Genomic DNA, 13,025 nt, shown 5'->3' with positions numbered 1-13,025 from the left:
TCACAGAAGCCGGCTCCCGTCTCATCCAATCCAGTCGGGGTACTCATGGGTGGCGATCGCGAGGGGGACGCGCTGAGCAGGTGTGCTCAGGAGAGTTGAGTACGCGACCGGATCACCACACACGGGGCGGTGCGCTGGGATGAGGACATGAACCCCGCTCCGCAGCCCGCCGCAGCGCGCGTCGTCACCAAATGGTCCGTCGCCGGACTCGTCCTGCTCGTGCCGACGGTCGTCGTCGCGTCGATCGCCGTACTCACCTCCCATCGCGGCAGCCTCTGCCTGACGTACGGAGAGCAGTGCTCGACGGTCCCGGGCGAGGCCCTTTAAGGCTGCTTCTGGGGCGCCCTCGCGGCCGGTCTCCTGGCACTGGTGTGGCCCCGGGTCAGGTGGACGGGCGCCAGGGTGGGGGTCGTCTTGCTGCAGTGGGGTGCTCAGATCACGCTGGGCGAGCTGATTCTCAGTGGCATGTGACGCGTCCCCCTCCGCAGGCCACGCCGATCGCCCGCGTGCTCTCACTGAAACCAGTCGGCGTGGCCCAACTCGTGTCGACTCGATCGGATGAGACCGCGACTAACTTCGTTGAGAACAGGCATGCGCGTTTCAACACAATCTCGACGACGCTGATGCCCGTGCCACCGAACTTGTCCTGCCCCGGCCGCAACGGCCGCGCAGGACAAAGGACCGTCAGTCGCTGGTCAAGCCGTCCCTCAGCCGTGTGATGGCGTCGTCCCTGTCGTTCCTGAGTGCTGCTGGCCCGTGCCCGGTTGCGCGCCCCGCGCCGGCCGCGTCATGGAGGTCACCGTTCAGAGCTGGGAGGGTGTGACCCTCGACGTCGATGGTCTGACCCGCGCCGTCGTCCCCGGCGACCTCGGCGGACAGCATTTCGAGAAGGTGCGCCGCGCCAGTGATGGCGGTGGTGCCCTCTGCGGACTCCAGGGTGAACTGGTTCGTCCAGCCGACTGAGTGCTTGGTACCGAGTTCGTGATGGGCGGGCTGGAATCGCAGGTAGGTGCCGGGGGAGAGGTAGTAGGTGGCGGTGCCGTCCTCGTACCCGCGCCACAGGTCACGGCTCTTCAGGTAGCCCTTGCTCTCCGTGTCGCCCACTGTCCAGCGGAACGATGCCGTGAACGCGGCGTCGTTGCACGCTGATCGTGCGACCTCGGCGCGCACATCCCCGCTGACTTCGGACGGGCGGCGCGGGGTGTCGATCTTGCGGCGCAGCGGTGTCACCAATCCATTGATCAGGCCGTCGGCCAGGAGGGCTGCGGTGAGTCCGACGACGGTTGCGGCGGAGAGCCGTGCGGTGGGGCTGTGGAGGTCGCTGGTGCGCTGGTGAGCCCACCGGCCGGCCGCCGTGCCGGCTGCGATGCCGCCGATGCTGGTGAGGGTGTCGATGAGGGTGTTCGCACCGACGGTACGCATGGTTTGGACGATGGGGGCCTGGAACTTGGTCATGAGGGTTCCCTTCCATGGGGGAGGTCTGGGCGGGTGCCCGTGCTGCCCGGTGTGAAGCCGGGACGGCTGGTGAGGTGTCGGGTGTTGCCGCCGGTGTTCGGCTGTGGACGCGGTGGTGGTCGTGGTCGCTTGTGGGGGTGGGGACGCGGTCAGTTCACGCTCTGGTCGGGCGGGAGGGCTCGGTCGCGCCGGGGAACTCAACGGGTCCTGCGCCGTCGGCGATCTTGCAGGCGGTCGAGCAGTATGGGCGGGCCGAGTAGTGCGGGGCGCCGCACAGGGCGCACTCGTTGGGCTGGTCGTCGATCTCTTTCGACCAGTCGATGAGCACGTTCGGGTTGATGCAGGCGGTGCATCGGCTGTCTGTTTGGTCGGTGACTCCGCTGCAGCCGTCGCCGCAGATGTTCCAGCTGATGGCCGAGCAGCCGCAGTTGGTGCACACAACGGTCGGGGCTGGGGCTGGAGGGTGAGGCGTCGGACGGGTCGTTGCGTGGGTGAGGACGTCCCACAGCCGGGTGCTCGGACCGAAATCAGGGTCGATGATGGTCAATTGGTGAGCGTCGGCCACGAGGCTGAGAGCGTTCGGGAAGCCGCGCCACATTACTTTGAGGTCCCCGGGCCGGAGTGCGCGGCCGACGGCGGTGTGAGGTTCACCGTTCTTGAGGGTGACGGGGATGCCGTTCTTGGTGTGGTGATCGGCATCGTTCAGGGCGACGTCCAGGCCGGCCTGGACGGCAGTGTCGATCAGACGCTGGAGAACGACGGGGTCGGATACGAATCCCTCGACTGCTGCGCGTTGGCGCCATTGGGTGCCGTCGGCGCCGGTGTGGAGACGGCCGGGCTGTGAGGCGGTGGTGACGTATCCGCCGCGGTTGGCGGTGGCAAGGACCGGTACATGCGGCACGGTTTCGTTGTCCGGTCCGAAGCGCGGCTGCCAGGCGGGATGGCTCTGCACCCTTCCTTCGAGCCATGCGGCGGTGAGTTCGCCGAGGTCATCAAGGGTGGATGCGGCCCGCCACAGTTGGCGTTCCGCGCGGCTCATCCATGGCAGTCGGATCTTCATGGTCTGTCTCTTCCTTCGCAGATGGGGTGTGCAGATGAACAGACGAGGGTCGGGGCGGCTGGGTCTGGAGGCCGGAGCTGCCCCGAGCCGTACGTGGGTCGGGGCAGCTGCGCGGCAGGCGTCCGGAACGGGGTGGCGGACCTGGATCGGGGGGAGGACGTTGCCTCTACGGAACCTGGGACCGGTCACCGATTCGCTCACCACGACGACCCGTTAGGAATCACAGTTCGGCGACGTCGGACCTGGTGAGTCCGTCGCGGTGTGGTGACTGCTCGGTTCTGCTGGCCCGGTCCCGGTTGCAGCCGGCGCCTCACTGCGGCCCGTCGGTGTGCTCCCAGACGCATCCCGGCGACGTACAGGCCCGATGGACGACGAAGCCGCTGTCGGCCGCGTCGTCGGCGCACGGCGTCCAGAGCTGCTCGACGGGGTGCGGGGTGCCGTCGTCACCCTCGCTGGTCTCGATCTCCTACGGGCCTTGGTGGTCATGCGCTCGCTCCGGTACTGGCGCCGGCCGCCTTGAGGATGCGCGGCAGATGGACGTGGAGGTGTTCGACGTCGACCTGGCGGCCGCGGGCGCGAAGTTCGCGAGCAAGCAGTTCGGTGAGACCAGATGCCCTTTTCCGGACTAGCGGATCTTGACCGTCGCCAGGTCCGCTCGCCTCTGGTGCGCAGCGTCTTGATCAGTGATGGGGTGGAGTGCGGTGACCGGCGGCAGCCACAGGTGGGTGCAGTGCCGGCAGTGGTGGTAGTGGCTCCATCCGGTGTGGTCGGGCCCCTTGGTGAAGCGGGTCGAGCGGCTGATGCGGGTGCAGGCCGGGCACCTGGATGGGATCGCTATGTCCTCCCGCTCCAGCCACTCGATGGCGATGAAGGTGGCGGGCTGGGCGGTGGGGGCGTCGGGGTCGGCATCGTCGACGTACCAGGGACAGTCGTCGTCCCTGCCCGCTCTGACGGCCTGGATGTGGGTGCGCCTGGTGCCGATGGTGAGCATGTCGGCGAGTTCGTTGGTGGGCATGATGAGCTCTCCGAGCACCCGCCGGTGGTAGGCGCTGGTGACGGCCAGGACCGTGCGGTCGGTGAGGTGGCTCAGGGCCAGGAGGCGATCGCCTTCCTCGCCCAGGGCGGCGGCCGGGATGCCGTGCAGGCGGTCGAAGCCCGGCTCGGTGCCGGATAGGACGAACAGTTCGTCGGGGGCGGCGTCGGTGAAGATGGTCACGAAGGTCTCCTCAAGTTGAGGGGGTGGCATTCGGGGCGGCCGGGCTCGTGGCCGGCGGCCGCCCCGGGCCGGACATGGGTGAAGCGGCCCACCACCGCACCTCTCGGTGGGGTGGTTAGTGGGTGGTGGTGTCGGTGACCAGGAGGAGCTGGTTGGTGGCGAGGTCCATCACGAGGTGGGCGTCGCGGCCCTGGTCGCGCTGGGCGGCGGCGTATTCGGCGGCGGGCCAGGAGCCGCGGGGGTGGCCGGCGGCGAGTCGCTCCAGGAGGGTGCGCTGCGCGGGGAGTGCGGCCGTCATCGCAGGCCGTCCTCTTTCTCGAAAGCGCCGATCAGGTCGAGGATCACGTCGGAACTGGCAGCCTCGCCGACCCACTTCCCGTCCACGGTGAACACCGGCACGGCCTCGTGGTCAGCATCGAACACGGCCGCATAACCGCCCCAGCGCTCCAGGACCAGGTCGTAGAGGATCGGGGTGAGGGCAGCCTTGAGGACTTCCATGGCGCCGACGGTGAGCAGGGCCGGGTCGGTTGGGCCGTCGGGCTGGACGGCGGTGCCGGTGACGCGCAGGAGGTCGCCGGGCTGGATCTCGTTCAGCAGGGCGTGGGCGATACGCGGGTCCCGGTGGTGCAGGCGTACACGGTGTCCGGGGTGTCGGGCGCGATCCGGCCCGCGTGGTTGGGGGAGTGGATCAGGTCGAACGTCGCAGTGCCCCAGTTTGAGCCGGGGGCCGGGATGGCGTCGACGTAGCCGTCTATGGCGAAGTTGTCTGAGAGGTCATGAGCGGGCCTCCGCCCGGGTCTTGGTGGTGCGCGGGGAGCGGGGTCGGGAGGTGTGCTGCGCGCGGAGCAGAAGCTCGCAGTTGCGACGCTGTTGCTCCGGGGTGAGTGGCCGGGGCTTCGGACCCTGCGGTGCCAGAGCGGGGAGGCGGGCGGCTCGGGGTAGGCGAGGGTGTGTTCGACGTCGTGCGGAGGGGTGCTGTTCACGGGGGCCTCCAGGTGGAGGAGCTCAGGCGTGGTTGTCGTCGCGCCGGCGTTTGGGCTGGACGTCGGAGGCGAACCTGCCGAGGCGGGCCTCGGTGGGGTGTTCGGAGATCCAGTTCTCAGCGCACTTCCCTGTCAAGTCCTTCTGTTCAGATCAGCAGCCGCCGTCGGAGCCTAACCTCGGCTTTTCAGTTGGTGCTGCTGGTCGGCTGTGCAAGGTTGTTTGAGGCCGCGTCGGCCGGGGGCATGGGGAGGGCCCGACGCGGGGTCGGGTTCTCCAAGGTCCTTGAGTCGAGGTGGGCGGGGACGACGAGTCAGCTGGCGGGGCGAGGCAGTGCGGCCAGGCGGCGGAATGCGGCCGCGAGCTCATGTCGTCAGGGCAAAGTCGCTGATATGCGCAGGTGGAGGCGGCGGCCGCCCCGGGTGATCCGGGCGGCGACGTGCAAGAGCCGGTAGCGGAGTTTCTTGGGTTCGGCAGCCGCGAGTTCGCCGTCCAGCAGGAGGACGCGGGTCAAGGCCCCTCGCCCCCTGACCCCACCTCAGGAAGTCCTTCGGCCGGTGTACTGAAAGAGCCCGGTGCCGGCGCCCTCCCGAGTCGTCCTCCAGGAGAACAGTCGCTTCCCGATCTCGGTGATCTGGCCATCACGGAGGTATCGAGTATCTATCGTCGAACCGCGTTGCTGATCGAGGTGCCAAAGGGCCGGAGGCGGAGGGTGGTGGCGTCGGGCGTGGAGCAAGCGGGGGGCGTGAGCGAACCGCGGCACGTGGTGCTGTCGCTGGGGATCGCGTTGACGCGTACTGAGGAAGGTGACTCGCCGCGGTTCGGTCTGGACGTCCTGGAGGACGCCCCCGTTCATGCTGCCAGGGTCGCAAAGATCCTGGAGGAGTTCCGGTACACGCAGCGCCCGACCGCAGCGCCGGAGGGACAGGCCGACCACGGGAAGCTGGTCGAGGCTGCGGTCGAGGCCGAGGACGCCGACGTGCTGATCGTGCACATCGTCGGGCACGGTGAGCTGGCCGACGGCAGCAGCGAGAAGCTGTACATCCTGGGCAGCGACGGGGATCGCCTGGGCAGGCCGGTGGGCGGGTGGATCGACCTGATCGAAGACCACCCCCGGCGGCATCGACCGATGACACTGTTCGTCCTGGACGTCTGCTACGCCGGGCAGGCCGCAGTGACCGCCTGGCACTCGCGGATGGACGTGGACAAGCGCCGGGCCTGGGTGCTGGCCGCGACCGGACCGGACAAGCAGGCGTTCGGCTACCGCCTGAGCCAGGCCCTGGTACGGGTGCTGGCGAGGTACCGCGACCTGGAGGTCCGCTTCGATCCCTCCTTGCGGTACATCCCGCCCGGCACGGTCTGGCGGGACATCGACAGCACCGTCAGCGAACTGGCCGATCGGGCCGACGGGCTGCCGCAGACGATCCTGACCAGTCTCGTTCCCGGCCACGCCGACCTGTCCCATCTACCATTCTTCCCCAACCCCTCCTACACCCCCCAAAGCACCACACCGGCACCGGGACTGCCCCCGGAAATCGCCCGCCTGGCCGACTGGGCCGCGGACCCCCAGCACTTCATGCGCCGCGCCGGGGGCGGCGAACCGGTGGACCGCGACTGGGACGAGGGCTACTTCAGCGGCCGCACCGCACAGCTCGACACCCTCACCGCGTGGCTCGACGACGACACGGCCGCCCCAGGGCTGCGCGTGGTCACCGGCAAAGCAGGCGCCGGCAAGTCCGCGCTCCTGGGCATTCTCCTGTGCGCCGCCCATCCGGCACTGCGCCGCCACACTCGCCCCCTGTGGTCCGGACTCGACGACCACGTACCGGGCGAGAACAACCGGATCGCGGCCGTCCACGCACGACGCCTCGGCCTCGACGACATCACCGCCTCCCTGACCCGCCAACTACGCCACATCACCACCCCCGACAGCCCAATGCCATCGGACGAGGAAACCCAGGACACGGCCGGAAACCCGGCACAGCACCTGCTGAACCTGCTGCCCCCCGGCAGTCCCCCGGTCACCATCGTCATCGACGCCCTCGATGAAGCCCTGAAACCCCAGGACATCACCACTGCCCTGCTGCTCCCCCTCGCCCGACACGCGCAGACGGCGGCCGGCCGGCTGCGGCTGCTGGTCGCCACCCGCGAGGACAGCCGGTTCGACCAACTCCTCGGCCTGGCGCGGGACGCCGGAGCGTGCACGGACCTGAGCACCATTGCACCGCACGAGGTCCGCCGGGATGTGGCCGTCTATGCCAAACGACTCCTGACCGCCGACGGCCCCTACACCCGCGGTGGCCTGCGGAGTATGCGGGACACCCTGGCAGAAACGATCGCCGAAACCCTCACCACCGACGCCCCGACCGGCCGCGAGGGCCACGACGCCGAATCCCTTGAGTGGGGCGAGTTCCTCACCGCGGGACTCTACATCCACCATCTTCTGGCCAGCCTGCCCGCCGACACGCCCGAGGAGGCCGTACGGCTGGGCCGGGCCGTGCCCCGCCGCCTGCCCGATCTCCTCGAACTCGACCTGCAGCGCCACGCCGACCGGATTCACCTGCGTCCGGTGCTCACGGTCCTCGCCTTCGCCCAGGGCCGGGGCATGCCCGAAAGTGTCCTGGTCCACGCCGCCGCAGCCTTCACCGTCGACGGCGACCCTCCCCTGTCCCTACGGGACCTGTTCGTCCTCCTGGACGGGGAGGCACGCTTCTATCTGCGCCGCGACATCGACACAGACGGCACCACCCTGTACCGGCTCTTCCACGAAGGCCTCGCCGACTGGCTCCGCCGGCCCACCAGCTCGCCGTCCGCCGAGGCCCCCCCGATGACCGCGAACCCCCTGCCAGGTCAGGCAGAGCGCCTGTTCGAGCGGCTCCTGGACTGCGTCCCCCGGGATGCGGCCGGCGGCATGCTGTGGCAGCACGCTGCCGGCTATCTACTGCGGCACACCGCCCAGCACGCGGTCGATGCCGGGCGCATCGATGAACTCCTCGACGACGCCGGCTACCTCCAGCACGCTGACCCCCACACCCTCGCCGGCGCCCTGTTTTACGCCCGCTCCGACCAGGCCAGGCTCAATGCCGCCGTCTACCGCGCCTCCTGGGGCCTCCACCACACGCTGCCACCTGCGGCACGCCGCCAGTTCCTCGCGCTGGACGCCGCACGCTTCCGCGACACGCCGCTCCAGGATGAGCTGCCCGGCGACGCCGACTGGACTGTGCGATGGGCAACGGGCGGCCAGGTCTCACCATTCCTGGTCCGCACCCTCACCGGCCACACCTACGGGGTGAGGGCGGTGGCGGTGGCGCTGCTGGGGGACCGCCCGCACGCCGTCACCGGCGGCTACGAGGGGTCGGTGCGGGTGTGGGACCTGACCACCGGCACCCCGGTCCGCACCCTGACCGGCCACACCGGCGGGGTGAGGGCGGTGGCGGTGGCGCTGCTGGACGGCCGCCCGCACGCCGTCACCGGCGGCTACGAGGGGTCGGTGCGGGTGTGGGACCTGACCACCGGCACCCCGGTCCGCACCCTCCCCGGCCACACCAGCGGAGTGAGCGCGGTGGAGGTGACGCTGCTGGACGGCCGCCCGCACGCCGTCACCGGCGGCTACGACGGGTCGGTGCGGGTGTGGGACCTGACCACCGGCACCCTGGTCCGCACCCTGACCGGCCACGCCGACGAGGTGAGGGCGGTGGCGGTGGCGCTGCTGGGGGGCCACCCGCACGCCGTCACTGGCAGCTACCGGTCAGTGCGGGTGTGGGACCTGACCACCGGCACCCCGGTCCGTGAACTGACCGGCCACACCGGCGAGGTGACGGCGGTGGAGGTGACGCTGCTGGACGGCCGCCCGCACGCCGTCACCGGCGGCTACGACGGGGCGGTGCGGGTGTGGGACCTGACCACCGGCACCCCGGTCCGTGAACTGACCGGCCACACCTACGGGGTGAGGGCGGTGGAGGTGGCGCTGCTGGACGGCCGCCCGCACGCCGTCACCGGCGACCGCGACGGGTCGGTGCGGGTGTGGGACCTGACCACCGGCACCCCGGTCCGTGAACTGACCGGCCACACCTACGGGGTGAGGGCGGTGGCGGTGGCGCTGCTGGGGGACCGCCCGCACGCCGTCACCGGCGGCTACGAGGGGTCGGTGCGGGTGTGGGACCTGACCACCGGCACCCCAGTCCACGACCTGACCGGCCACGCCGACGAGGTGAGGGCGGTGGCGGTGGCGCTGCTGGGGGACCGCCCGCACGCCGTCACCGGCGGCTACGAGGGGTCGGTGCGGGTGTGGGACCTGACCACCGGCACCCTGGTCCGCGAGCTGGCCGGCGGCGGGGTGACGGCGGTGGCGGTGGCGCTGCTGGAGGATCGCCCGCACGCCGTCACCGGCGGCGGCGACGGGTCGGTGCGGGTGTGGGACCTGACCACCGGCACCCCGGTCCGCGACCTGACCGGCCACGCCGACGAGGTGACGGCGGTGGCGGTGGCGCTGCTGGGGGACCGCCCGCACGCCGTCACCGGCGGCTACGAGGGGTCGGTGCGGGTGTGGGACCTGACCACCGGCACCCTGGTCCGCGAGCTGGCCGGCGGCGGGGTGACGGCGGTGGCGGTGGCGCTGCTGGAGGATCGCCCGCACGCCGTCACCGGCGGCGGCGACGGGTCGGTGCGGGTGTGGGACCTGACCACCGGCACCCCGGTCCGCGACCTGACCGGCCACACCGGCGCGGTGAGGGCGGTGGCGGTGGCGCTGCTGGAGGATCGCCCGCACGCCGTCACCGGCGGCTACGAGGGGTCGGTGCGGGTGTGGGACCTGACCACCGGCACCCCGGTCCGTGAACTGACCGGCCACACCGGCGCGGTGAGGGCGGTGGCGGTGGCGCTGCTGGAGGATCGCCCGCACGCCGTCACCGGTGACCGCGATGGGGCGGTGCGGGTGTGGGACCTGACCACCGGCACCTGCCTCACCACATTTCACTTCCCGGATGCGGTGAGAGCTGTGACCCTCACCGCGGACGGCACCGTTGTGGCCGGCTTCGGCCACGAAGTGGCCGCCCTCAGCCTTGAACCCCTCGTCAGGAGGCTCCGTTGAGCAGTATCGCGACTCCGCGGCTTCGAGTCGTCGCCGTACACGGCATCTACAACAGCTTCGGCACCGGAATCTCCGACGCACGCAAGGAGGAACTTCGCGCCCTCAAAGCCGCCGCCTGGGCACGGGACCTGCAAAGCGGCCTCGGTATCTCCCCGGACCGGCTCGACGTCGACTTCGCCTACTACGCGGACAGGCTCCGCCCCGGGCCGGCAGCCCAGGGGGAGCAGGAGAGCGACTTCCTCAACGACCCGCTGGCGCAGGAGATGCTTGATGCGTGGGCGCGAGAGCTGGGGCTGCCGGACGAGGTGGCGCAGGGGCACGCCGCGGTGCCGCTGCGCGCTCTGACGTCGTGGATGGCGCGCAGGTTCAACCTGGCCGAGGGGCCGCTGGGGGTCTTCATCCGGCTGCTGTGCAGTGAGGTTACCGCGTACCTGCGCTCTGCGGACGCCCCGGAACGCATAGCGGCGCGCGAGGAAGTTGCCGCGCGAATCGCCCAGTACCGGCCGCGCGTCGTCGTCGCACACTCGCTGGGCTCGGTCGTCGCCTACGAGGCCCTACACGCGCACCCGGAGCTGCAGCCTGAGCTGTTCCTCACGCTGGGCTCGCCGCTGGCGCTGCCCCGCGTGGTCTTCGAGCGCCTCATCCCCGCACCCCGGCCCGCCGACGGCCCGCAGCTGCGGGGTGCGGGCCTGCCCGGGAGGACGCGCTGGGTGAACATCGCCGACCCCGGTGACCCCGTCGCCGTCCCGCCCCAGATAAGCAGGTTCTTCGACGGGATCGCCCTGGACCACACCACCGCCGTCAGTGCTCTCTTCCGTTTCCATCACGCCGAGAATTACCTGCGGTGCGCGACCACCGCAGCCACCATCGCCCCCTACCTCGGCATCTGACTCGGCCTGGACCGCCGGCCGCTCTCACGCTGCCATTGGAAGAGCCTCTGGATACCTGACTCCCACCAGGGCGGTATCCCGTAGAGGCACAAAGGCCAGGCGCAGGGACAGTGCCCCGGTGCCCCGGCGAGGCGACCGCCAGGTCCCACCCGAACCTGTTCACTCCCCCTGGCAGGGCTCAAGTGGTGCTTGGGAACGAGGAGGGCTGCCCGGCATGACGAGAGCCGGGACGGCCCTGCGGGCGGGAGGTTCAGCTGCTTGGCGGGCGGAGGGGAGGTCCTGTACTCCCAGGACACCTTCAGCCGGCAGCGACCCCCACCGCTCCGATTCGGCACCCGCACCACATCCCACACGTTCAACACACACCTCTACTGACGACTGAGAACACACTCGATCATCAGGGAAGCGCACACTTTGTGAGCGGGCTCCCCGGAGTGGGAGCGCAGCGGTGTGGGCTGTTCGCACAGCGCGCAGGGGCGGTCCTGCCAGTGGTCGTAGTGCTGGCTGTCGCGCCAGTCGAGAAGGCCGCCGGGAGCCGGAACGCAGCCCGGCTCGAACGGTGGCTTCTTGTCTCGCTTGCGGGTCACGGCCGGAAGTCGGGCAGTTGCTGGAGCGCCTGCTCCACCAGGTCCGGCGTCGGCTTCCAGGGTCCGAGCTGCCCGTCGACGGGGACGGGCAGCGGCAGCTCCTGGACGTCCTGGAGGACCAGGTGCCAGGCGCCGGCCTGCGCCCACGGCGTGCAGGGCGGGGATCCGTCGGGGTCCTGGTGGCAGTCGACCAGGCGAGCGACGCCGATCACGGCCCCGGCGGTCAGCTCCCGATTGAGGATCGTGCGGGCGACCAGCGGTTCCCGTAGCACGGCGTGCTCCGGCTTGGCCTTCCCTGCATGGAGAAGGACCCAGCCTCGCCAGCTCCACGGGCGCGGCCTGTTCTCTGGGCTCTTGCCCGCGAGGATGCAGGTCGCCCAGGGCTGGCGGACCGTGATGCCGCGGATCCAGTCGCCTTGAGGCAGAGAGGCGATGCTCATGCGGCTCGCCCCCACACGGCCGTGCCCGGACGCCCGGCGCGGCGTCCGTTTATGGACGGCGTGGTGGCATGGGCGGCGGTGGCGAGGTGGGCGCGGCCGGTGTGTTTCCCGTCGTAGAGCGCTGCGTCGGCGGCCCTCTGTAACGCGGTCAAGTCGCGGGTGCCGAGCACGTCCGGGGACGCGGCGCCGACCGACGCGGCAACGTCGACGGTGCGGCCGTCGTCCAGGACGACTGGTGTGTGCAGCATCCGGACCAGCTGTTCCAGGCGGTGCGCGCGGCGGCCGGGGGCCAGCTTGAGAACGACTGCGAACTCGTCGCCTCCGAGGCGGCCTACGGCAGCGTGCGGGCCCGCCCAGGCCGTGAGCCGAGCGCCGATCGATGTGAGGACGGTGTCACCCGCCGCGTGCCCGAGGCCATCGTTGATGGCCTTGAAGTGGTCGGCATCGGAAGCGCGCGGGTTCCCGGAATCCTGAACGTTGGTAAGCCGGAACCTGCATGCCAGCTGATGGCTGCGGCGGTCCCACGCGCGGGTTCCGGGCTAGCTGACGGGACATGGTGAGCGAAGCCCGGTTCTGCCAGGAGGATCGGGAAGACCACAGCTGATCTGAAAGACGCATTTCGCCTGGGACTTCGGCTTCGACGACGGCGACGAACTCACCTGGCGACTGCCCTGACAGGCTGCTCTGTACGATCACCGAATACTGGGCGCTGGTCCGCCTGTCCTGTGCGGAGATCAGCAAGGGGTACCCTGTCCGGATAGTTGAGGGAGTTGGCGGGTGTCCGCTTTGGACTTCTACGCTCACCTCGCCGTTTGCGGTGAGGTCCTGGGAGTTGGCCTCGGTGCCGACCCGGAAGCCTGGGAAGCCGCCCTGGGGGCGACATGCCTCGATGTTCCCGGTGGTGGCCTACTGCGGCGGGACTACGGGCTCGTGGAAATCAACTTCTCGCCGGACCAGCCAGGGCGACAAGGGCAGATGTCGTGCTTCGGCTTCGGCGTGAAGATCCAACGACTGCTGTACGACCAGTCCCCGAGCACCGTGCCGTCCCCGCTCTCGCGGGCGTACGGGGAATTTGCACCCAGAGTCCCCTTCAAGGAACTGCAGACCGCCATCCTGGCCCTGGGCCACACGATCGAACTCGACAAGCACAACACGTCGAGTGACATGGACTGCTTTCGCGTATCCGCGTCCGCCGCCCGCATCCACGTCGTCGCTGACCCTGACCCGTACGGGTCAGGCGACCCAGATCCAGACGGACATCAGAGGGGCGACGTCTGGTCCGTCGACGTGTGGTGACCAGCTGGCGA

The 13,025-nt window shown here is 70.2% G+C and carries 12 protein-coding genes and 2 pseudogenes; 4 read left to right on the top strand and 10 right to left on the bottom strand.

What is annotated here, in order from left to right; translation table 11 throughout:
* Positions 1-147: 147 nt before the first annotated feature.
* A complete protein-coding gene (locus OG912_RS37370; protein ID WP_327713227.1) occupies positions 148-327 on the top strand; it encodes a hypothetical protein in 180 nt (59 codons plus the stop codon).
* 357 nt (positions 328-684) lie between these two features.
* Here OG912_RS37370 and OG912_RS37365 read toward each other — a convergent pair whose 3' ends face one another.
* The 7 genes and pseudogenes from OG912_RS37365 to OG912_RS37335 all read right to left on the bottom strand — a co-directional run.
* Entirely contained in the window at positions 685-1,455 is a 771-nt protein-coding gene (locus OG912_RS37365) for a hypothetical protein (RefSeq protein ID WP_327713226.1), read from the bottom strand.
* A gap of 154 nt (positions 1,456-1,609) precedes the next feature.
* On the bottom strand, positions 1,610-2,515 hold the full coding sequence (locus OG912_RS37360; protein WP_327713225.1) for a DUF6919 domain-containing protein: 906 nt from the start codon (positions 2,513-2,515) through the stop codon (positions 1,610-1,612).
* 625 nt (positions 2,516-3,140) lie between these two features.
* The gene (locus tag OG912_RS37355; protein ID WP_327713224.1) at positions 3,141-3,731 is read right to left on the bottom strand and encodes a hypothetical protein; all 591 of its coding nucleotides are present in this window, start codon (positions 3,729-3,731) and stop codon (positions 3,141-3,143) included.
* A gap of 115 nt (positions 3,732-3,846) precedes the next feature.
* Positions 3,847-4,029, bottom strand: a complete 183-nt coding sequence (locus OG912_RS37350) for a hypothetical protein (RefSeq protein ID WP_327713223.1) — start codon at positions 4,027-4,029, stop codon at positions 3,847-3,849.
* Positions 4,026-4,229 (bottom strand): hypothetical protein, encoded by a 204-nt coding sequence (locus OG912_RS37345; RefSeq protein WP_327713222.1) that lies wholly within the window; start codon positions 4,227-4,229, stop codon positions 4,026-4,028. The genes OG912_RS37350 and OG912_RS37345 overlap by 4 nt, the downstream gene beginning before the upstream one ends.
* Before the next feature lie 92 nt (positions 4,230-4,321).
* Entirely contained in the window at positions 4,322-4,714 is a 393-nt protein-coding gene (locus OG912_RS37340) for a hypothetical protein (RefSeq protein WP_327713221.1), read from the bottom strand.
* Positions 4,715-5,085: 371 nt separating this feature from the next.
* Positions 5,086-5,229 (bottom strand): annotated as a pseudogene (locus tag OG912_RS37335) (IS1380 family transposase); the annotation flags it as partial.
* A 228-nt stretch (positions 5,230-5,457) separates the two neighbouring features.
* Between OG912_RS37335 and OG912_RS37330 the strand changes: the two are divergent.
* Together OG912_RS37330 and OG912_RS37325 are read left to right on the top strand one after the other, a co-directional pair.
* Positions 5,458-9,801 (top strand): AAA family ATPase, encoded by a 4,344-nt coding sequence (locus OG912_RS37330; RefSeq protein WP_327713220.1) that lies wholly within the window; start codon positions 5,458-5,460, stop codon positions 9,799-9,801.
* Positions 9,798-10,691, top strand: a complete 894-nt coding sequence (locus OG912_RS37325; protein WP_327713219.1) for a hypothetical protein — start codon at positions 9,798-9,800, stop codon at positions 10,689-10,691. Before OG912_RS37330 ends, OG912_RS37325 begins: the two co-directional genes overlap by 4 nt.
* Positions 10,692-11,059: 368 nt before the next feature.
* On the opposite strand, the gene OG912_RS37320 is transcribed toward OG912_RS37325, so the two are convergent.
* The 3 genes and pseudogenes from OG912_RS37320 to OG912_RS37310 form a co-directional block, all read right to left on the bottom strand.
* Entirely contained in the window at positions 11,060-11,278 is a 219-nt protein-coding gene (locus tag OG912_RS37320) for a hypothetical protein (RefSeq protein WP_327713218.1), read from the bottom strand.
* Positions 11,275-11,718 carry a hypothetical protein gene (locus tag OG912_RS37315; RefSeq protein ID WP_327713217.1) on the bottom strand — a complete coding sequence of 148 codons (444 nt, stop codon included), beginning with the start codon at positions 11,716-11,718 and terminating at the stop codon, positions 11,275-11,277. Before OG912_RS37315 ends, OG912_RS37320 begins: the two co-directional genes overlap by 4 nt.
* Positions 11,715-12,164, bottom strand: a pseudogene (locus tag OG912_RS37310) (GGDEF domain-containing protein); the annotation flags it as partial. The pseudogene OG912_RS37310 and the gene OG912_RS37315, both read right to left, overlap by 4 nt.
* 331 nt (positions 12,165-12,495) lie before the next feature.
* On the opposite strand from OG912_RS37310, the gene OG912_RS37305 reads away from it, so the two are divergent.
* Positions 12,496-13,014, top strand: coding sequence for a hypothetical protein (locus OG912_RS37305; protein ID WP_123471870.1), 519 nt, complete (start codon positions 12,496-12,498; stop codon positions 13,012-13,014).
* Positions 13,015-13,025: the final 11 nt, after the last annotated feature.

Origin of the sequence: Streptomyces sp. NBC_00464 (assembly GCF_036013915.1) — a bacterium.
Lineage (GTDB): Bacteria > Actinomycetota > Actinomycetes > Streptomycetales > Streptomycetaceae > Streptomyces.
This window is presented reverse-complemented; position numbering and strand designations above follow the sequence as displayed.

Coding starts and splice junctions, on each gene's coding strand:
- OG912_RS37365 (WP_327713226.1), bottom strand. CDS start 1,455: ATGACCAAGTTCCAGGCCCCCATCGTCCAAACCATGCGTACCGTCGGT.
- OG912_RS37360 (WP_327713225.1), bottom strand. CDS start 2,515: ATGAAGATCCGACTGCCATGGATGAGCCGCGCGGAACGCCAACTGTGG.
- OG912_RS37315 (WP_327713217.1), bottom strand. CDS start 11,718: ATGAGCATCGCCTCTCTGCCTCAAGGCGACTGGATCCGCGGCATCACG.
- OG912_RS37350 (WP_327713223.1), bottom strand. CDS start 4,029: ATGACGGCCGCACTCCCCGCGCAGCGCACCCTCCTGGAGCGACTCGCC.
- OG912_RS37345 (WP_327713222.1), bottom strand. CDS start 4,229: ATGGAAGTCCTCAAGGCTGCCCTCACCCCGATCCTCTACGACCTGGTC.
- OG912_RS37370 (WP_327713227.1), top strand. CDS start 148: ATGAACCCCGCTCCGCAGCCCGCCGCAGCGCGCGTCGTCACCAAATGG.